A 19,784-nucleotide genomic window follows, 5' to 3' on the forward strand; every position below is an offset into this window, starting at 1 on the left:
CTCGATGCAGATCGACATCCGCGAGATCGTGTGCGGGGCGACGTTTATCGTCATCGCCGCGCTGTTCGCCCTCGGGACGATGGACTTGCCCATGGGCAGCGCCCTCCGCATGGGGCCGGGCTACTTCCCGCTCATGCTGGCGCTCATCCTCGGCGCGCTCGGTCTGGTGATCCTCATCAAGGGCCTAAAGCACGAACCGCAGTCCTTCGGCGCGTTTCCCTGGCGCGGTCTCGTGTTCATTCTGGGCGGCCCGATCGTGTTCGGCCTGACCGTGCGGGGGCTCGGCCTCGTGCCCTCCATCGCGCTCGTCGCGGCGGTCGCGACGCTCGCGAGCGCCCGATCCAATCTGAGGATGCTCGCGATCATCACGGTTGTGCTCACCCTGTTCTGCGTCGTGGTCTTCAGCTACGGCCTCGGCCTGCCCTACGCCCGTTTCGGGCCGTGGGTCGCGCCCTTCATCCCCGGCGTTTGAGAGGGCGGCGATCATGGAGCTTCTCGACAATCTCGCTATCGGCTTCAGCACGTCGCTGGCGCCGATCAACCTGTTCTACTGCTTCATCGGGGTGCTGCTCGGCACTTTGATCGGCGTGCTGCCCGGCATCGGCCCGACGGCGACGATCGCGATGCTGCTGCCGATCACCTTCGGGCTTCCGCCCGAAACCTCCCTGATCATGCTCGCGGGCATCTACTACGGCGCGCAGTATGGCGGCTCGACCACCGCGATCCTGATCAATCTCCCCGGCGAGAGTTCGTCGGCTGTGACCGCGATCGACGGCTACCAGATGGCGCGGCAGGGCCGGGCGGGTCCCGCGCTCGCGACCGCCGCCCTCGGGTCGTTCTTCGCGGGCACCGTCGCGACGGTGCTGGTCGCGGTGTTCGCCGGCCCGCTCACCGAGATCGCGCTCGAATTCGGCCCGGCCGAGTATTTCTCGCTCATCTTCCTCGGCCTGATCTCATCCGTCGCGCTGGCGCACGGCTCGGTGATCAAGGCGCTCGCGATGATCGTGGTCGGCCTGCTGTTCGGCCTTGTCGGCACGGACGTGACCTCCGGGGCGCAGCGCTTCACGCTCGGCATCCCGGAAATCTCCGACAAGCTCGAATTCGTCTCAGTCGCGATCGGCGTGTTCGGCCTCGCGGAGATTCTGCGCAATCTCGAGAACGAGACCGACCGCGACGTCATGGTGACCAAGATCACCGGTCTTATGCCGACCCGGGAGGACTTCAGGGCGATGTTCTGGCCGGTGATGCGCGGGACCGGGCTGGGGTCGGCGCTCGGCATCCTTCCCGGCGGCGGCGCGATCCTGTCCTCCTTCGCCGCCTACACCGTCGAGAAGAAAATCTCGAAGAACCCGGAGCGGTTCGGCAAGGGCGCGATCGAGGGCGTCGCGGCGCCCGAATCGGCGAACAACGCCGGGGCGCAGACCTCGTTCATCCCCATGCTCACGCTCGGCATCCCCGCAAACGCCGTGATGGCGTTGATGGTGGGGGCGATGATCATCCAGGGCATCCAGCCGGGACCCAACGTCGCGATCGAGCAGCCCAAACTGTTCTGGGGCATCATCACGTCGATGTGGATCGGCAATTTGATGCTGGTGCTTCTCAATCTGCCGCTGGTCGGCCTCTGGGTGAAGCTGCTGACGATTCCCTACACCGTGCTGTTCCCGGCGATCCTGGTGTTCTGCTCGATCGGCGTGTTCTCGGTGAACTCGAACGTCTTCGACCTCTACACCGTGTCGTTCTTCGGGGTGCTCGGCTATCTCCTGATGAAGCTCGGCTGCGAGCCGGCGCCGTTGCTGCTCGGCTTCGTGCTCGGCCCGATGATCGAGGAGAACCTGCGCCGCGCGATGACGATCTCGCGGGGCGACTGGACCATCTTCTTCAACTTCTCCACGCATCCGATCAGCGCCGGCCTGCTGGTCGCCTCGGTGGCGCTGCTTGCGGTGGTGTTCCTGCCGGCGATCCGCAAGAAGCGCGAAGAGGTCTTCGTCGAAGAGGATTGATTCCGCCGCTCCTCCGCCTTCCGGGGCGGGGGAGCGCCGCTGACGCATCGATCGCGTTCGGGGGGAGCGGCCAGCCTGTTGCGGCCTGGAGGTGGCCTCGGCGGGTGCGTGGCGCAGCGCGCCCGGCGCCCTCGACGCCTCCTTGCGTCAACCACGTCGCGGAAATCGGCACCGTCAATGTCCGCGACGGCTTGCCAGCGCCGCCGGGCTTTGTTACATCCCCGCCCGCTGCGGCGTCGTCGCCGAACCGTTTGGTTTCGGGCGCATAGCTCAGTTGGTAGAGCAGCTGACTCTTAATCAGCGGGTCCTAGGTTCGAGCCCTAGTGCGCCCACCAAGTTCGTCTTGGTGTTTTTTCCGACGTCGCCTCCCGCCTTTCGACAAGCCGTACCGGCTCAATCCGAGAAGCCCGCAAGCTCCGAGCGGGACGCCTCGGAGCTTGACGCGCGATCGCCGCTCAATGGCTGAGCGAGTTCGAGAACAGATTGATCACCACGACGCCGGCGATGATCAGGCCGAGGCCTGCGATCGCCGGGCCGTCGAGCGACTGATGGCTCCAGACGTAGCTGACGAGCGAGATCAGCACGATCCCGAAGCCCGACCACAGGGCGTAGGCGACGCCTGTCGGCATGACCCGCAGCGTCAGGGACAGGAGATAGAAGGCGATCGCGTAGGAGGCCGCCGTCAGCAGGCTCGGCCCAAGCCGCGTGAAGCCGTCCGAGGCCTTCAGCGCCGAGGTTCCGATGACCTCGGCCACGACCGCGATCGCGAGATAGACATAGGTCAGCATGCCGGCCCCCACGCGCCCTGGCCGACGGTCTCGTCATCATGCCGCCCTGAGCGGCGCCGAGCGCGCCGGCGCGTCGCCGGCGACGTAATAGGGCGCCTCGCTGCGCGGAAGCGGCGTCCGGCCGCGGATGCGGTCGGCGATCTTCTCGGCCAGCATGATGGTGGTCGCGTTGAGGTTGCCCGTGATGATGGCCGGCATAATCGAGGCGTCGACGACGCGCAGGGCGTCGACGCCGTGGACGCGGCCCTCGCCGTCGACCACCGCCGCGTCGTCCTCGCCCATCTTGCATGTGCAGGAGGGATGATAGGCGGTCTCGGCGTGGGCCCGGACGAAGCCGTCGAGTTCGGCGTCCGTCGTCAGCCCTTCGCCGGGCGACAGCTCCCGGCCCCGATAGGGGTCGAGCGCGGGCTGGCGCATGATCTCGCGGGTGATGCGGATCGCGTCGCGGAACTCGCGCCAGTCCTGCGGCGAGCTCATGTAGTTGAACAGAATGCTGGGGTGGGCGTGCGGATCGCGGGAGGTGAGGTTGACCCGGCCGCGGCTCGGCGAGCGCATCGAGCCGACATGGGCCTGGAAGCCGTGCCCCGCATGGGCCCGCTTGCCGTTGTAGCTGATGGCGACCGGCAGGAAATGGTACTGCAGGTTCGGCCAGGCGAATTCCGAGCTCGATCGGATGAAGCCTCCGGCCTCGAAATGGTTGGTCGCTCCGAGACCCGTTCCGAGGAACAGCCATTCGGCCCCGATCGCGGGCTGATTCCACAGCTTGAGGGCGGGCGAGAGCGAGACCGGCAGCTTGCACTCATATTGCAGGTACATCTCGAGATGATCCTGCAGGTTCTGCCCGACGCCCGGCGAGACGTGGACGATCCCGACCCCGACCTCGCGCAGCAGCGCCGCAGGACCCACGCCTGAGCGCTGCAGGATCTGGGGCGACGCGATCGCGCCCGCCGACAGCAGCACCTCGCGGCCCGCATAGGCGATGGTCGGCTCGGTCGCCGAACCCTGGAGATAGGCGACGCCGATCGCGCGCTTGCCCGAGAACAGGATCCGGTCGGTGGTCGCATGCGTCGCGATGGCGAGGTTCGCCCGCGCTTTCGCCTGGTCCAGATAGCCGCGCGCGGTGCTCGCCCGGCGGCCTTTCGGCGTCACCGTCCGATCCATCGGGCCGAACCCCTCCTGCCGAAAGCCGTTCAAGTCGTCCGTGCGGGGAAAGCCGGCTTGTTCGCCGGCTTTGATCATCGCTTCGTACAGCTCGTTGTTGCCGGGTTTCGGGGTCGCGACGCTGACCGGCCCGTCCCCGCCATGATACGCATTCGCGCCCGTGTCGCGGGTCTCCGCCTTGCGGAAATAGGGCAGGCAGTCGGCGTAGGTCCAGTCGCCGAGGCCCGGCCCCTGCGCCCACCCGTCGAAGTCCATGGCGTTGCCGCGGATGTAGCACATGCCGTTGATCAGCGAGGAGCCGCCGAGCCCCTTGCCGCGGCCGCACTCCATGCGCCGCCCGTTCATGTGCGGCTCGGGATCGGTGAGATAGGCCCAGTTGTAGCGCCGGCCCTGCAGAGGAAAGGCGAGCGCCGCCGGCATCTGGGTGCGGAAGTCGAAACGGTAGTCCGGGCCGCCGGCCTCGAGCAGCAGCACGGTGACGTCGGGGTCCTCCGTCAGCCGCGCGGCCAGCACGTTGCCGGCGGAGCCGGCGCCGATGACGATGTAGTCGTAGTCTTGGGGCGTCCCGCTTGCGTGCGCCATTGCCATACGGTCCTGATGCTCTCGCTCGGCGTCGTCGTCGTTCCGGGCGTGTCCCGGAACCCATGTCCGCGACCTCGACAGCGGGCTTCCGCGGCGGAAATGGATCCCGGTACAAGCCCGGGATGACGGCGGGGTGCTCGTTGTTCGACCGAACCCTCAGAACGTCGCGGCGAACGCGCCGAGTTCGATCTGGATCGACTTGGTCCGCGTGTAGCGTTCCAGCGTCTCGACGCCGTTTTCGCGGCCGACGCCGGACTGCTTGTAACCGCCGACCGGCATCTCGGCCGGCGACTCGCCCCAGGTGTTGATCCAACAGATGCCGGCCTCGAGCCTGTGGATGACACGGTGCGCGCGCGCGACGTCGCGCGTCACGACCCCCGCCGCGAGGCCGTAGGTCGTGGCGTTTGCGCGGGTCACGACCTCGTCCTCGGTCTCGTAGGCGAGGATGCTCATCACCGGCCCGAAGATCTCGTCGCGTACGATCGCCATCTCGTCGGAGCAGTCGGTGAAGACCGTCGGCGCGACGAAGGCTCCGCGGCCGAGCGCGCCGTCGGTCAGCCGCTCCCCGCCGGCGATGAGGCGCGCGCCGTCGGCCTTGCCGCGCGCGATGTAGCCGAGGACCTTCTCCATATGCGGGAAGCTCGAGAGCGGGCCGAAATTGACGGTCTCGTCGAGCGGATCGCCGACGCGAATGCGGGCGACGCGCTCCAGGATCTTCGCCTCGAAGGCGTCCTTCAGCGCAGCCGGCACGAAAACGCGGGTGCCGTTGGTGCAGACCTGGCCGTTGGAGAAGAAATTCGCGGTCGCCGCGATGTCGGCGGCGCGGTCGAGATCGGCGTCGTCGAACACGATGAGCGGCGACTTACCGCCGAGCTCCATCGTCACCTCCTTCAGCGTCGAGGCGGACGCGCTCGCCATCACCTTCTTGCCGGTGACGGTTCCGCCGGTGAACGACACCTTGGCGATCCCGGGATGCTCCGTCAGCATCGACCCGACGGCTGCGCCCGCTCCGTTGACGACGTTGAAGCACCCGTCCGGCAGGCCCGCCTCGGCGTAGATCTCCGCGAGCTTCAGCGCGGTGAGCGGCGTGACCTCGCTCGGCTTGAAGATCATGGCGTTGCCAGCGGCGAGCGCCGGGGCCGATTTCCAGAGCGCTATCTGGATCGGATAGTTCCAGGCGCCGATGCCGGCGACCACCCCGAGCGGCTCACGGCGGGTGTAGACGAAGGAGGTCTCCCTGAGCGGGATCGTGCGGCCTTCCAGCCCCGGGATGAGCCCGGCGTAATATTCGAGAACGTCCGCGCCGGTGACGACGTCGACGACGCGCGTCTCCGAGAAGGCCTTGCCGGTGTCCATCGTCTCGAGCCGCGACAGTTCCTCGTTGCGGTCGCGCAGGATGGCGACGGCCCGGCGGAGCACGCGCGAGCGCTCCATCGCGGTCATCGCGGCCCAGACCTTCTGCCCCGCCGTCGCCGCTTCGACCGCGCGGTCGACGTCGGCCGCAGAAGCCTGCTGAACCTCTGCCAGGACCTCGCCGGTCGCGGGGTCGATGGTCTCGAAGGTCACGCCGCCGGTCGCGTCGACATAGCCCCCGCCGATGTGCAGCTTCTGGAGGCCGAAGGGCGGGACGGGCGCCGTTTCCCGCGGCGCGCGGACAGCGACGGTGGTCATGTCTTCTGCAGCAGCCCCTTGTAGATTTCGGTGTGGTCGCAGAGGCCGGCGAGCCGGCCGAGGTGGTCGACGATTGCGATCGGGTAGTTGGTCTGCCGGCGAGCGTCGATCGCGGATTTGAGCGGCAGATCGAACGGCGCGATCATCAGGTCGCCTTCGACGCAACAGGTCCCCCTGACGTCGATCTCGCCGATCTGGCCGGCCCGGCCGTCTACGCTGAAGCCGATCGGCTTGCCGGCGCCGTCGAGCGTCAGCCTCGCCTTGCCGCCGTCGTCCATCAATATGCAATCCGCCTCGCGCGGAAGCTCCGCGGTGGGGGTCATCACCGTGTCGGCGCTGAGCACGTCGAGCGGGTTCATGCGCTTTACGAATTCGGCGACATAGGCGTTGGCGGGCCGCAGCATGATGTCGGCCGCCGCGCCGAATTGAATGACGCGGCCGCCGTCCATGATGGCGATGCGGTTGCCGAGCTTGAGCGCCTCCGACAGGTCGTGGCTGACGAACACGATGGTCTTCTTCAGCCGCTTCTGCAGGCTCAGCAGATCGTCCTGCAGCTTGTCGCGGATCAGCGGGTCGAGCGCCGAGAACGGCTCGTCCATCAGCAGGATGTCGGCGTCGGTGGCGAAGGCGCGGGCGAGGCCGACGCGCTGCTGCATGCCGCCGGAAAGCTCCTGAACCTGCTTGTCCGCCCAGCGGTCGAGGCCGACCATGGCGAGCTTCTCGTCGACGATCTTGGCGCGCTCGGCGGCGCCCATGCCGCGGATCTCCAGGCCGAAACCGACATTGTCGCGCACGCTGCGCCAGGGCAGGAGACCGAACTGCTGGAACACCATGGAGACGGTCTTCAGCCGGATCTCGCGCAGCGTCGCCGCATTGCAGGTCGCGACGTCGACCTGCGCGCCGCCGTGGCGTACGAGCACCTTGCCGCGCGCGGTCTTGTTCAGTCCGTTGATCGCCCGCAGAACGGTCGACTTGCCAGAGCCCGACAGGCCCATCAGGACGCAGATCTCGCCCTCCCGGATGTCGAGGTCGACCTTGTACGCGCCGAGGATCGCGCCGCACTGGTCGCGGATCTCGTCGCGGGAGCCGCCCTTGTCGGCGATCTCAAGCGCGGGCTTCGCTTTGCCGAAGACGATGGCGAGATCCTGAAGTTCGACCGCGTTCATGCCGATCTCCTCTTCGACCGGGCGTCCGGCCGCTTGCACACGCGATCGAGGATGATCGCGAGCACCACGATGGCGATGCCCGCCTCGAAGCCCATTGCGATGTTGACCGAGTTGAGCGCGCGGACGACCGGCTTACCGAGACCGTCGGCCCCGACGAGCGCCGCGATGACGACCATCGAGAGGCTGAGCATGATGCATTGGGTGACGCCGGCGAGAATGGTCGGCATCGCGCTCGGCAGCTCGACCTTGAGCAGCAGCTGCCGCTTGGTCGCGCCATAGGCGAGCGCAGCCTCCCGGAGGGATTCCGGCACCGACGAAATGCCGAGCTGCGTCAGCCGGATCGGCGCGGGCAGGGCGAAGATGACGGTCGAGATCAGTCCCGGCACCGTTCCGAGGCCGAACAGCACCAGCGTCGGGATCAGATACACGAAGGTGGGGATCGTCTGCATCAGGTCGAGGACAGGGCGGATGGCCTCGTAGAGCCAGGGCCGGTGCGCCGCCATGATGCCGATCGGCACGCCGATCACGACGCAGGTGACTGTCGCCCAGATGATCAGCGACAGGGTCTGCACCGTCGCCTCCCAATAGCCGAGGTTGATCACCAGCAGCAGCGACAGGACGATGAAGACGACCAGTCCGATCGAGCGGTGGAGGAACCAGGCGCCGGCCGCGATGGCCGCGATCAGGATCAGCGGCGGAATGGCGATCAAGAGCCACGTCAGCCCGTCGATCATGGAGGCGAGCACGACCGAGACGAAGTCGAAGAAGGCCTGACCGTTCTCGGTCAGCCATTCGATGCCGGTCGCGAGCGCGGCGCCGAGGGGGATCTTATGGGAGACCAGCCAGTCATACATGGACGCTCTGCCTCGAACGACGTGAATGGCGATTGCCGGCGACGAGGGCGTTCCCGCAACGACCTCGTCATGCTCCGTTTGCCGCCGGCCGCACGCGTGGAACTGAACGTTCGGAGAGGAGCACGTCGATGACGCGGGGACGTCGGCGGCGGTTCGCAGGCCTCACGCGAGACCGGACGTCAGTTGTTCAGAGTCCGAGGCTCTTCTGCACGGCCGGAAGCGCCGGCTGCCCGTCCATCGTCGTCACGCCCTCGAGCCAGGCCTTCCAGACGTCGGGCTCTTCCTTCAGCCACTTTTCGGCGGCCTTGTCCGCTTCCATGCCGTCGAACAGGATGTAGCCCATCACCTTGTTCTCGGTGTCGAGCTGGAATTTGAGGCCGTTGAAGAACTTGCCGAGATTAGGACATTCGGCGGAGTAGCCGGCGCGCAGATTGGTGAAGATCTCCGCGCCGCCGTAATTCGCGCCGAAGACGTCGTCGCCGCCGTCGAGATACTTGATCTGATACTTGGTGTTCATCGGATGCGGCTCCCAGCCGAGGAACACGATCGCCTCCTTGCGGCGCTGGGAGCGGTCGACCTGGGCCAGCATGCCCTGCTCGCTGGACTCGACGAGGTCGAAGCCCTTCAGGTCGAACTTGCCCTCCTTGATCATGCCGAGGATCAGGCGGTTGCCGTCATTGCCGGGCTCGATGCCGTAGATCTTGTCCTTCAGGTCGTCCTTGAACTTCGCGATGTCGGCGAAGCTCTTGAGCCCCTTGTCGTAAAGGGCTGCGGGAACGGCGAGCGTGTATTTCGCGCCGGTCAGGTTCGGCCCGATGACCTCGATCTGCTTGGCGTCGAGATAGGGTTTGCGGTCGGCCTCCATCGTCGGCATCCAGTTGCCGAGGAAGACGTCGATGTCCTTGCTCTTGAGCGAGGCGTAGGTGACGGGCACCGACAGCACCTGCGTCTTCGGCTGATAGCCGAGCGCAGTCAGGATGCGAGACGCGATCGCCGTAGTCGAGGTGATGTCGGTCCAGCCGACGTCGGCGAAGCGGACCGTCTTGCAGGAGGCGGGTTCGGCTGCGGCGGCCGGCCCCGCGAGTCCGATCAGTCCGGCGAAGAGAAGAGAGGTTGCGATCGAACGCTTCACCTTAAGCCTCCTGGAGCTCGTTCCGCCATAGCTTCCTCACCCCATTAACCTGTATTGAATGCCTATTCAATAGCAAACCGGATGATGTTGTGCCGCAATATTTTGCTCACACGCTATAAAGTGCGGCGAGTCGTTGATTCGACGGGGTTTTTTAAGACTAGCTTTTGTGCGCTGCGGCGGCGAGGCAGGTCGCTGGAGGCGGGGCCGGATTTACGTTTGAATGGACGTTCAAAATGAGTCACGTTTCGCGCATGAACGGGCCCACGGAGATGCAGAGTTTTGAGGCGGCGCGCCGGCGTCAACTCATCGAGGCGACCATCGAGACGGTCGCCGATCTGGGTTTTCGCGCCGCCTCGTTGAGCGAGATCGCGCGGCGCGCGAATGTGTCGCCGGGACTGTTCGCCCACTACTTCGGCGACAAGGACGGGCTGCTCGAGGCGACGCTTCGCTTCATGGCGGCGCGTCTGGGCCGCAACACGGCTGAACGCATCCGCGCCGCCAAGACTCCGCTCGATCGAGTCCTCGCCGTTCCCGAGTCCGCCTTGGCGGACGAGGAGTTCGACCGCCGGACGAGCGCCGTATGGCTCGCCTTCTGGGGCCAGATCATCCATTCCGGTCCGTACCGCCGGGTGCAGTCGATCTACCAGCAGCGCATGAGGTCGAACCTGCGCTACGGACTGCGCGGCCTGGTCGCGGCCGAGCGCGTCGAAGCGTCGTCGGTGCTGATCGCGGCGACGATCGACGGGCTCTGGCTGCAGTCCCACGTGCGCGGGGGCGGCCCGGACGAGGCCGTCCGCGCGCGCGGCGTTGTGCGCGACCTGGTCGCCATGCTGGTGGGGCAGGGGGCCGGCCAGCCGGTCGCCGGCGCGCGTCCCTTGCCTGTTGCGGCGCCCACGCGCGAGCCGACGCTCGCCGCGGCAGAACGCGCCTTCGCCCTCTGGCGCGCGACGCCTGGCGAACGGCGGGCGGAGACCCTGCGCGCGGTCGCCCGCGTCCTCCACGACGACGGCATGGCGATCGCCCGGCTCGAGGCGCGCGACACGGGCCGGCCAGTCTCGGAGATCGCGGCCTACGACGTTCCGGCCTGTGCGCGCGCCTTCGAGCAGGCCGCGGCGCTCGCCTGTCGACCGTCGGAGGAGCAGGTCGGCTTCGGCGGCTCCGGCCGCGGCCATCTTGAACGCGAGCCGCTCGGGACGGTTCTGGCGCACGCGCATTGGAGCGGTCCGCTCGCCGCCGCCTGCCGCGTCGCCGCCCCCGCGCTGGCGCTCGGAAACGCGGTCGTCGTGCATTCGTCCGCGCCGGCCGAGCGGGCGCTCGCCCGTCTTGTCGCGATCGCCGAAGAAGCCGGCCTGACCCGAGGCGCGCTTTCGATCGCGGACCGAGATCTTGCGGAGCGCCTCGCGCGCGCCCAGCCGGACGCGGTCTTCGGCGATCCGGACGGCCCGCCGAAGGCGGCCGTAGCGATCATGGAGGACGCCGGTCTCGACGACGCCGCAGCGCGGATCGTGCGGGGCCCGCGGGCATGGGCCAGATCCCGGAGCTTCAGCGAAACGCTGATCTTCGTCGCGGAACGCCGGCGCGCGGCCTTCGTCGACCGGTTATGCGCGGAGGCCGCCTCGCTGGTGTCGAGCGATCCGCTCGACGCGAATGGAGAGGTGGGCGCCGCGCCGTCGGAGGCGCATCTGGAGCGCGTTCTGGCCTCCGTGAAAGCGGCGCAGGAGAGCGGCGCGGAACTGCGGCTCGGCGGCCGCGCGTGCCGGACGTCGTCGCGGGCGAAGCTCGCCGTCCTGGAGCCCACGGTGCTCGACCGGTGCCGGGAGGACATGACGATCGCGCGCGAGCGCCTGTTCTCCCCGGTGCTGCTGGTCCTGTCCTTCACGGACGACGCGGACGTCGCCGCGCGGCTGAGGACGATGGGTCCGGACCTCTCGCTCGGCCTCTTCGGGCGCGACATAAGCCGGATGCGGGTGCTCGCCCGCGAGGCGAGCGCGTCGGTCTGCCGGCTGACGGCGCCGAGCGGCTCCTGCCCGCTCATCGAGGACTGGCTCGCTGCGGCGCCTCGCGACGAGATCGCGCGCGCGCTCGAACGGACCCGCCGTCTCGCGACGCATGGCGGGGCGTGACCGACGAGGCAGCGGAAGGGACGTCGAGCCGACCGCGTTCCGGCCGTTCCCTCAGTGCATAGCCGCGCCGCCGTCGACGCTGACGCACTGGCCGGTGGTGAAGCTCGTCCGGCGGCTGAGCAGGAAGAGCACGGCCTCCGCGACCTCCTCCGGGCGTCCAATGCGGTTCATCGGATTGAGCGTCTCCAGCGCCTGCTGCGCCGGGGTCATGGCGTCGAAGTTCAGCAGCGGGGTGTCGACCGGGCCGGGCGCAACGGCGTTCACCAGCACCTTCGGCGCGAGCTCACGCGCCCAGGAGCGGGTGAGCGCGAGAATGGCCGCTTTCGTCGCGCAATAGCCCGAGGCGCCGGCGCGGCCGAGATAGGCGAGCTCGGACGCGATGTTGACGATCTTGCCGCCGGCGTCGCCGAAGTGGCGCACCGCCTCGCGCGCGACGAGGATCGCGCCGCGCACGTTGACGGCGACCATTTGGTCGAAGGCTTGGAGGTCGAACGCGGATAGCGGACTCTCGAGGTCGATGCCGGCCGAGTTCACGACCGCGTCGAGTCCGCCGAGCCGGTCGACGGCCTCGGCCATGGCCGAGACGACCTGCGCCTCGTCCGCGAGGTCGGCGCGGACAAAGGGCCACTTCGCCTCGATCGCGCGGAGATCGAGCCCGACAACCTTTGCCCCCGCCTCATGCAGAGCGGCGGCCGAAGCCCGGCCGATGCCGCTCGCGGCGCCGGTGACGACGATGCGCAGTCCCTCATGCGGGCTCGTCATGGCGCGTTCCTCCGCGATCGAGGCCGCAGCCTCTGGCCAAATCAGGTCGTTCCGTATTCGATGCGCGGATGTCTTGATGCGTAAGGAGTGGCCCGATGTCCACGCCGGCCGCCTCCTACGTCGATCCGGTCACGGGCGCGCTCTATCCGCTGGACGCGCCCCGCTGGTGCTCGGACGAGCGTCGCCCCCTTCTGATCACGCCTCAACGCGGCGTCACGCGACAGGACGTCGACGTCGGCGCGCGGTCGCTCTGGCGCTATCGCGCCGCGCTGCCGGTCGACATCGCCGATCCGATCTCGATGGGGGAGGGCTGCACGCCGCTCGTCGAGAAGCCATGGGGCGATCTCCGCCCGCTCTTCAAGCTCGAATGGTTCAACCCGACCGGGAGCTTCAAGGACCGGGGCTCCAGCGTGATGCTGTCGTTTCTCCGGCAGATCGGCGTCGAGGCGGTCCTCGAGGACTCCTCGGGGAACGGCGGGTCGTCGGTCGCCGGCTACGGGGCTGCGGGCGGGATGCGGGTCAAGATTCTCGCCCCGTCCTACACGTCGCCTGCGAAAATCGCCCAGGTGCGCGCCTACGGAGCCGAGGTCCAGCTGGTCGAAGGTCCGCGGGAGGAATCGGAAGCCGAGGCCATCCGGCAGTCCGACGAGACCTTCTACGCCAGCCACAACTGGCAGCCCTTCTTCCTGGAGGGGACGAAATCGCTCGCCTACGAGCTGTGGGAGGATCTGGGCTTCAGGGCGCCGGACAACATCGTCATTCCGGTCGGGGCGGGAAGCAACCTTCTCGGCTGCTGGATCGGCTTCAGGGAGCTCATGGCGGCGGGCGAGATCGCCAGGCTGCCGCGACTGTTCGCGGCGCAGCCGCTGAACTGTTCGCCCATCGACGCGTCCTTCACCGCGGGCGTCGACACGGCCGTCGAGCGGGAGACGAGGCCGACGATCGCGGAGGGGACCGCGATCAAGCGCCCGCTGCGTCTGCGCGAGATCATCGCGGCGCTGCGCGAGAGCGGCGGCGGAACCGTCGCGCTGACGGAGGAGGAGATCGTGGCCGCGCTCCGACGCCTCGCGCGGAACGGCCTGTTCGCCGAGCCGACCTGCGCGTCGGCTGCGGCCGCGCTTGACAAGCTTGCCGCAGGCGGAGCGATCGCGGCTCGGGAGACGACAGTCGTGATCGTCACCGGAACCGGGCTGAAGGCCGCCTCCACGGTCGCCGACCTCGTGGGATAGGGCCGCTCGGGCCGGTCCCGGACATGACCTGCCGGAGGCCTGCCCGCCGTCAGGCGATCATGTCGCGCACCAGCGGCGCGACCTGGCCGCCATAGAGCTCGATGCAGCGCTTCAGGCGGTCGTGGGGCAGGGGACCCGCGCTGTATTTCAGTTGGAACCGCGACAGGCCGAGGAGCTTGACCGTTGCGGCGATCTTGCGCGCCACGGTTTCGGGCGAGCCGACATAGAGCGAGCCGCGCTCGATCTCGTCGTCATATTCGGTTCGCGCCATGGCCGGCCAGCCGCGCTCGGCGCCGATCAGGTCGCGCATCGCCTTGTAGTCGGGCCAGAATTCCTCGCGCGCCTGCGCGTCCGTGTCCGCGACATAGCCCGGCGAATGCGCGCCGATCGGCTGCCGCGGCTTCTCAATCTGGTCGAGAGCGCGCGTGTAGAGATCGACATAGGCTTTGAAGCGGCCCGGTTCGCCGCCGATGATCGCGAGCAGCAACGGGAAACCGTAGCCGGCCGCGCGAACCACCGACTGCGGGCTGCCGCCGACGCCGATCCAGGTCTTGAGGCGCCCGCCTTCCACCGGTGGGAAGACCCGTTGATCGACGAGCGGGGGACGGACGCTGCCGCGCCACGTCACGGTCTCCTGGCTGACCAGGGCTGCGAACAGCTCGAGCTTCTCCTCGAACAGGGTCTCGTACTGGCCGAGTTCGTACCCGAAGAGCGGAAAGGACTCGGTGAACGAGCCCCGCCCCAGGATCACCTCCGCGCGTCCGTTCGAAGCGGCGTCAAGGGTGGAGAAGCGCTGGAAGACTCGCACCGGCTCGTCCGAACTCAGCACGGTGACGGCCGAGCCCAGCCTTACGCGCCGCGTTCGGCCAGCGATGGCCGCGAGCACGATCTCGGGCGCGGACACCGCGAAATCGGCTCTGTGATGTTCGCCCACCCCGAAGAAATCGACGCCGACCTCGTCGGCCAGGACGCCCTGTTCGACGACGTCGCGCACCACCTGGGCGTGATGCTGCGGCCGGCCGTCCGCCCCGCTTGTGACGTCGCCGAACGTGTCGAGCCCGAGCTCCAGTCGCTCACTCATGCCGTCGCCTGTCCAAGAACCGAATAGATGAGGCTGTTGTGCATGTCCCCGGGTCGCCCGCAATCGTCGGGCGGAGGCGTCAGCCCTGCATTGGACGCGCCGCTTGCGTGGCGGGGTTGGCGCGACCGCGGTGGTCGGGATGCCCCAAAATAGTGTCGGCATACAATATTGAAATTGTATGCCTAACCGATTAAATCGCGGGTGCGCTCGGATCGGCGAACGCGCAGCGGAGGCTCCGATGACCCAAGCGACCTATCCTCGACTGGCGCCTTACGACGTGGGCGTGCGCGGCCGTTGCCCACGCTGCGGCGAAGGCCACATGTTCGAGGGGTTCTTGAAGCTCAAGGCCGAGTGCGAGGTCTGCGGCCTCGACTACTCCTACGCCGACCCGGCGGACGGCCCAGCCTTCTTCGCCATCACCTTCGCCTGCCTGCCCTCGGCGCTGTTCGCCGTCTGGCTGGAGCTTTCGTATCAGGCCCCGTACTGGGTGCACGTCTTCACGACGTTCCCCATTATGCTCGCCACGCTGCTTCCTCCGCTGAGGCCTCTGAAGGGATGGCTGGTGGCGAGCCAGTACTATCACAAGGCCGCGGAGGCCCGCCTCGTGCGCGCCGACGAAGAGGACGACCGCTCCGGCTGGTGAGCGCCGGTCGGGCGTCGTTCATCCGGCCGCGTGGAGCGGCGCCGTCGCCGATCCCGGCCGTCAGACCACCTCGTGCGGCGCGCGACGTTCCTCCGCGAGGATGCCGGCGAGGGTCGTCAGGGCGGCGGACAGCCGAGCCCGTTCCGGGACCGCCCCGAGCGAGATCCGGACGGCGTCGACGATGGGATCGCCCGCGCTGAAGGCGTCGGACGGGGTTACGGCGAGCCCCTGCGCCCGCGCGCGGTCCGCCAGCCGGCCACGGTCCCAGCGCGCCGGCAGCGGAAGCCAGACATGCAGCCCGTTCGGATGTCCTTGCGCCGTGCCCGGCAGGATGTCCCGTGCGAGCGCCTGGCGGGCGGCGGCCTCCTGCCGGACGCCCCTGAGGACCTCCTGCGCGATCCCCTCGCGGATCCATCCGCCCAAGAGCGCCACCATCAACGGCGCGGCCATCAGGCTGACGGCGCGCAGCCCCGCCAGGAGCTCAGCGCGGGCGCCGGTCGAGGGCGCCGCCACATAGGCGACCCGCAAACCCGGCGTGAGGCATTTCGAGACGGTGTGGACGTGCCATGTGAGATCGGGTGCGAGGGTCGCGAAGGGCGGCGGCGCCTCCGGCGCGAACGGCGCGTAGGGATCGTCTTCGAGGATCGCCGCTCCGTGGTCGGCGGCGACCTGCGCGATCGCGCGCCGCCGGGCCTCGGGCATGGTCACGGTGGTCGGATTGTTGATGGTCGGGTTCAGATAGACGAATTTCGGCCGCATCCGCCGGCAGCAGGCCGCCAGCGCGGACGGCGACATCCCGTCGCTGTCGGCCTCGACGGCGACGACGGTCAGGCCGAACTGACGCGCGATCGACAACAGGCCGGGATAGACCAGGGGTTCGCAGGCGATCGCGTCGCCGGCCGCCGCGAGCGTGGTGGCGATCGCCGCCATCGCCGCCTGGGCCCCGGCCGCGACGAGGATCCGGTCGGGGTCGACGCTCCCGAGCGCCGGGCGCAGCCAGGCCGCCGCGGCCGCCCGGTCCGAGGCCGATCCCGCGCCGGGATGGTAGGACATCAGCATGTCCATGTTCGACCGCGCGGCGAGGTCGGCGATCCCGCGCCCGACCATCTCCGCCAGCCGCACGCCGCTGGGGGCCGGCGGGATGTTCATGCTGAGGTCGAGCGCCGGCGCCGACGGGTCCTTCCGCAGGGCGATGAAGGAGCCGCGCCCCGTCACCGCGTCCAGCAGATTGCGGCGGCGAGCCTCGGCATAGGCGCGCGTGACCGTGGTGAGGTCGACCGACAGCTCCTGCGCGAGCGAGCGCTGCGGCGGAAGCCGGTCGCCCTCCCGAAGCGCTCCCGCGGTCACCGCGCGCTCGATGGAGTCGACGATCTGCAGGTAAAGCGGCCCGGCGTCGGGTCGCAGAACCGGCGTCCAGCGTTGAGCGGAGGCCATCGGCGCCCTCGAAGCCATACAAAGCGTCGATTGTACGTAGAGGGCGTGGAAACGCAATCGTGCGCCCGCGACGGCGACGCGGGCGACGACCGCGACGCTGACCCGAAAGCCTCGTCCGCGCGTAAGAGATCGGCGGCTGACGACCCGCGCTCTCAGGCCTATGGTCACGCCCATGCAGAACATTCGTCGCGCGATCAAGCAGCAGGTGCTCGGGACGGTCGGCTCCTCCTCAGACGCAAAGCCGCGCGCGCGCCCTCCGGGCGACGACGGGCTCTTCGGTCCCGGCTCGGTGGCCTGGCGGGTGCACGGCGACGTCACGTCGATGATGATCGGCGGCGTGAGTTCGCTGCTCATCCAGATGCTGCATCCCGGCGCCCTCGCCGGCGTGTGGGACCATTCGAACTTCCGCGGCGACATGGCGGGACGCCTGCGGCGCACGGCGCGGTTCATCTCTGCGACGACCTACGGTTCGACCGACGAGGCGTTGGGATCGATCGGACGCGTGCGAAGCATTCATGAGCGGGTCCGGGGCGTCCTCCCGGACGGCTCCGCCTACAGCGCGAACGACCCGGCGCTGCTGACCTGGGTCCATGTGGCGGAGGTCCGCTGCTTCCTCGCCGCCTATCTCCGCTATCGGGACGGTGGTCTGAGCGCCGCCGACCAGGACCGCTATTTCGCCGAGACCGCGATCGTCGCGCGTCACCTCGGGGCGACGGCGATTCCGACGACGAGGGAAGAAGCCGAGGCGTATCTCCGGACGATGCGGCCCCAGCTCCGCTGGGACGCCCGCACCCGTCGGGTCGCGAGCGCGCTGCTGTCGCAACCGGCGTCCGGCGCGTCTTTCCGCCCGGTCAGCTCCCTCATGGTCGACGCGGGCGTCGATCTGCTTCCGGATTGGGCCGCGGAGATGCACGGCTTTCGCCAGCCTCCCGGCCGTCGGAAAGTCGTCCGGGCCGGCGCGATGGGCGTCGGATCGGTCGTGAGATGGGCGCTGCGCGCGGACGCCGCGCCGTCGGGCGCGTAAAGCTGCACGGCGCGCGTTTGGAGCGAGAGACCATGACCATGTCCGTCGCGGACGGGACGCCCGGCCCGCCGCGCGCAGTCCCGACTCTCGGTGAGGCGTTCCGGCTGTGGGCCAAAATCGGGTTGCTCAGTTTCGGCGGGCCGGCCGGTCAGATCGCGCTCATGCACAAGGAGCTGGTCGAAGAGCGGGGCTGGATCGGGGAGGAGCGCTTCCTGCACGCCCTCAACTACTGCATGCTGCTGCCGGGCCCGGAGGCGCAGCAACTTGCGACCTATATCGGCTGGCTCATGCACCGGACGATCGGCGGGGTGATCGCGGGGCTGCTGTTCGTCCTGCCCGGCGCGCTGGTGATGCTGGGATTGAGCGTCGCCTACGCCGTCTGGCGCGAGGCCCCGCTGGTCGACGCCGTGTTCTTCGGCGTGAAGGCCGCGGTGCTCGCGGTGGTCGTCGAGGCGGTCATCCGGATCGGCCGCAGGGCGCTCAAAAACCGCGTCATGATCGGCATCGCCGTCGCGGCTTTCGTCGGCGTCTTCCTGTTTCGTATCCCGTTCCCGATCATCATCCTGGCGGCGGGCCTGTTCGGCTGGGTCGGCGCGAACCGGGCGCCGGGGCCGTTCGCCGCCGGAAGCCCCGGATCGGCCAAGGCTGCGTCCCGCGCAGGACTCGTCGACGAGATGTTCGCCCGCGGCGAACTCGCCCATGCCGAGCCGAGCGCGGCCCGCGCGCTGCGCGTGCTGGCGATCTGGCTCCCCCTCTGGCTCGCGCCCGTGGCCGCGCTCTGGCTCGTGACCGGGCCCGACAGCGTCTGGAGCCATGTCGGCGGCTTCTTCGCCTCGATGGCGGTCGTCACGTTCGGAGGCGCCTACGCGGTCCTCGCCTATGTCGCGCAGGCCGCCGTCGACGCCTTCGGCTGGCTCAAGCCGGGCGAGATGCTCGACGGCCTCGGCTTGGCGGAGACGACGCCGGGGCCGCTGATCATGGTCGTGCAGTTCGTTGGCTTCCTCGCGGCCTACCGCGCCCCGGGCGCCCTGGATCCGCTGGTCGCCGGCTGCCTCGGGGCGCTGCTGACGACCTGGGTCACCTTCGCGCCCTGCTTCCTCTGGATCTTCCTCGGCGCCCCCTATGTCGAGGCGCTTCGCTCCAGCGCGCGGCTCTCGGCGGCGCTCTCCGCGATCACCGCGGCGGTCGTCGGCGTGATCCTGAACCTCGCTGTGTGGTTCGCGCTGCACGTCGTGTTCCGCGAGGTCAGGCCGCTCGACGGGCTCGGCTTCGGTCCGGATCTTCCCGTGCTCGCCTCGATCGACTGGCGCGCGGCGGCCCTCGCCGCAGCCGCCATGGTCGCGATGTTGAAGTTCAGGCTCGGCATGATCCCGACGCTCGGCGCGTGCGCCGTCGCGGGCGTCGCCCTGTCGCTGCTCGGAGCGTAGCCGGCGCGGCGGTCTGTGCTTCGTGGCGGCCGGAGGCCGCTCGAGCGAGGCGGGCAGGCTCGTGATGTCGGCTGGCCGGCCGAAGGGCCGGGCGCGGGGTCAATCGGAGGCGCCGGGCGACTCGCGCTTGCCGGCCCGGAAGATCAGCCAGCCGCCGAGGAGCATCGCCGCGCCCCAGATCAGGAAGCCGAGGTCCCAGTAGATCCAGGTCTCGCGAGAGACGGTCTCGTTGACGTGGTGGAGGCCGAGGATCTGGTGGTTGACGACGCCTTCCACGAGATTGAAGACGCCGAACCCCATAAGCATCGTTCCAACCAGGAGTTTGCTGGACCACCACAGATGATGCCGATGAGCGGTGCGCCAGAGAATGACCAGGCCAAGAACGACGAAAATATACGTGCTCGCGTGGAAGAGCCCGTCGAGCAGGGTGTTCAGCCGGAGGTTCTCGACGCTGTCGGCGGGATAGCCGGCGCTGGTCGCCATGTGGTGCCACTGCAGGATCTGGTGCAGCACGATCCCGTCGAAAAATCCCCCCAACCCCAGTCCGAACAGAATCCCGGCGGAGCTCGGAAACCGTCGATCAGGCGCGTTCGTCATGGCCGAGGACCCCGTTCCAGAAGGAGTGACCGCTCTCATCAACCAGCGCCCGCTTCCGGGGCGGCGAGCGGACAAGCGTCAGCGCGCGAAAACGTTCCAGCGGCGCCCGA

The 19,784-nt window shown here is 68.7% G+C and carries 17 protein-coding genes and 1 tRNA gene; 8 read left to right on the forward strand and 10 right to left on the reverse strand.

Features of this window, described 5'->3' with window-relative positions; all coding sequences use genetic code 11:
• Positions 1–4 precede the first annotated feature (4 nt).
• The 3 genes from ACO2RJ_RS01610 to ACO2RJ_RS01620 all read left to right on the forward strand — a co-directional run bounded on the left by ACO2RJ_RS01610 (position 5) and on the right by ACO2RJ_RS01620 (position 2,335).
• Positions 5–472, forward strand: coding sequence for a tripartite tricarboxylate transporter TctB family protein (locus ACO2RJ_RS01610; RefSeq protein WP_423266265.1), 468 nt, complete (start codon positions 5–7; stop codon positions 470–472).
• A 13-nt stretch (positions 473–485) separates the two neighbouring features.
• Positions 486–2,000 (forward strand): tripartite tricarboxylate transporter permease, encoded by a 1,515-nt coding sequence (locus ACO2RJ_RS01615; RefSeq protein WP_423266266.1) that lies wholly within the window; start codon positions 486–488, stop codon positions 1,998–2,000.
• Between the two features lie 259 nt (positions 2,001–2,259).
• A tRNA-Lys gene (locus tag ACO2RJ_RS01620) sits at positions 2,260–2,335 on the forward strand.
• Positions 2,336–2,455: 120 nt separating this feature from the next.
• On the opposite strand, the gene ACO2RJ_RS01625 is transcribed toward ACO2RJ_RS01620, so the two are convergent.
• The 6 genes from ACO2RJ_RS01625 to ACO2RJ_RS01650 form a co-directional block, all read right to left on the reverse strand.
• On the reverse strand, positions 2,456–2,788 hold the full coding sequence (locus ACO2RJ_RS01625) for a DMT family transporter (protein WP_423266267.1): 333 nt from the start codon (positions 2,786–2,788) through the stop codon (positions 2,456–2,458).
• 36 nt (positions 2,789–2,824) lie between these two features.
• Positions 2,825–4,531 carry a choline dehydrogenase gene (gene betA, locus ACO2RJ_RS01630; protein ID WP_423266268.1) on the reverse strand — a complete coding sequence of 569 codons (1,707 nt, stop codon included), beginning with the start codon at positions 4,529–4,531 and terminating at the stop codon, positions 2,825–2,827.
• A gap of 156 nt (positions 4,532–4,687) precedes the next feature.
• The gene (betB, locus tag ACO2RJ_RS01635; RefSeq protein WP_423266269.1) at positions 4,688–6,202 is read right to left on the reverse strand and encodes a betaine-aldehyde dehydrogenase; all 1,515 of its coding nucleotides are present in this window, start codon (positions 6,200–6,202) and stop codon (positions 4,688–4,690) included.
• Complete coding sequence (choV, locus tag ACO2RJ_RS01640; RefSeq protein ID WP_423266270.1) at positions 6,199–7,368, reverse strand: choline ABC transporter ATP-binding protein; 1,170 nt, start codon at positions 7,366–7,368, stop codon at positions 6,199–6,201. Before choV ends, betB begins: the two co-directional genes overlap by 4 nt.
• Positions 7,365–8,222, reverse strand: coding sequence for a choline ABC transporter permease subunit (choW, locus tag ACO2RJ_RS01645; RefSeq protein WP_423266271.1), 858 nt, complete (start codon positions 8,220–8,222; stop codon positions 7,365–7,367). The genes choV and choW overlap by 4 nt, the downstream gene beginning before the upstream one ends.
• Positions 8,223–8,409: 187 nt before the next feature.
• Positions 8,410–9,354: a choline ABC transporter substrate-binding protein gene (locus tag ACO2RJ_RS01650; RefSeq protein WP_423266272.1), complete on the reverse strand. Its 945-nt coding sequence runs from the start codon at positions 9,352–9,354 to the stop codon at positions 8,410–8,412.
• Between the two features lie 251 nt (positions 9,355–9,605).
• On the opposite strand from ACO2RJ_RS01650, the gene betI reads away from it, so the two are divergent.
• On the forward strand, positions 9,606–11,477 hold the full coding sequence (gene betI / locus ACO2RJ_RS01655; RefSeq protein ID WP_423266273.1) for a transcriptional regulator BetI: 1,872 nt from the start codon (positions 9,606–9,608) through the stop codon (positions 11,475–11,477).
• A 51-nt stretch (positions 11,478–11,528) separates the two neighbouring features.
• Here betI and ACO2RJ_RS01660 read toward each other — a convergent pair whose 3' ends face one another.
• Positions 11,529–12,239 (reverse strand): SDR family NAD(P)-dependent oxidoreductase, encoded by a 711-nt coding sequence (locus tag ACO2RJ_RS01660; RefSeq protein ID WP_423266274.1) that lies wholly within the window; start codon positions 12,237–12,239, stop codon positions 11,529–11,531.
• 95 nt (positions 12,240–12,334) lie between these two features.
• On the opposite strand from ACO2RJ_RS01660, the gene ACO2RJ_RS01665 reads away from it, so the two are divergent.
• Positions 12,335–13,468 carry a threonine synthase gene (locus tag ACO2RJ_RS01665; RefSeq protein ID WP_423266275.1) on the forward strand — a complete coding sequence of 378 codons (1,134 nt, stop codon included), beginning with the start codon at positions 12,335–12,337 and terminating at the stop codon, positions 13,466–13,468.
• Between the two features lie 49 nt (positions 13,469–13,517).
• On the opposite strand, the gene ACO2RJ_RS01670 is transcribed toward ACO2RJ_RS01665, so the two are convergent.
• The gene (locus ACO2RJ_RS01670; protein ID WP_423266276.1) at positions 13,518–14,549 is read right to left on the reverse strand and encodes an LLM class flavin-dependent oxidoreductase; all 1,032 of its coding nucleotides are present in this window, start codon (positions 14,547–14,549) and stop codon (positions 13,518–13,520) included.
• Positions 14,550–14,787: 238 nt separating this feature from the next.
• Here ACO2RJ_RS01670 and ACO2RJ_RS01675 point away from each other — a divergent pair, with 238 nt between their 5' ends.
• Complete coding sequence (locus ACO2RJ_RS01675; protein WP_423266277.1) at positions 14,788–15,192, forward strand: DUF983 domain-containing protein; 405 nt, start codon at positions 14,788–14,790, stop codon at positions 15,190–15,192.
• 60 nt (positions 15,193–15,252) lie between these two features.
• On the opposite strand, the gene ACO2RJ_RS01680 is transcribed toward ACO2RJ_RS01675, so the two are convergent.
• Positions 15,253–16,626 carry a PLP-dependent aminotransferase family protein gene (locus ACO2RJ_RS01680; protein WP_423266278.1) on the reverse strand — a complete coding sequence of 458 codons (1,374 nt, stop codon included), beginning with the start codon at positions 16,624–16,626 and terminating at the stop codon, positions 15,253–15,255.
• Between the two features lie 172 nt (positions 16,627–16,798).
• Here ACO2RJ_RS01680 and ACO2RJ_RS01685 point away from each other — a divergent pair, with 172 nt between their 5' ends.
• Positions 16,799–17,650: an oxygenase MpaB family protein gene (locus tag ACO2RJ_RS01685; RefSeq protein WP_423266279.1), complete on the forward strand. Its 852-nt coding sequence runs from the start codon at positions 16,799–16,801 to the stop codon at positions 17,648–17,650.
• Between the two features lie 32 nt (positions 17,651–17,682).
• Positions 17,683–19,077: a chromate efflux transporter gene (gene chrA, locus ACO2RJ_RS01690; RefSeq protein WP_423266280.1), complete on the forward strand. Its 1,395-nt coding sequence runs from the start codon at positions 17,683–17,685 to the stop codon at positions 19,075–19,077.
• A gap of 99 nt (positions 19,078–19,176) precedes the next feature.
• Here the strand turns inward: chrA and ACO2RJ_RS01695 are convergent, their stop codons facing one another.
• Positions 19,177–19,674 carry a DUF2243 domain-containing protein gene (locus ACO2RJ_RS01695; RefSeq protein WP_423266281.1) on the reverse strand — a complete coding sequence of 166 codons (498 nt, stop codon included), beginning with the start codon at positions 19,672–19,674 and terminating at the stop codon, positions 19,177–19,179.
• Positions 19,675–19,784 lie beyond the last annotated feature (110 nt).

This window comes from Hansschlegelia sp. KR7-227 (assembly GCF_049446035.1).
Taxonomy (GTDB): domain Bacteria; phylum Pseudomonadota; class Alphaproteobacteria; order Rhizobiales; family Methylopilaceae; genus Methylopila.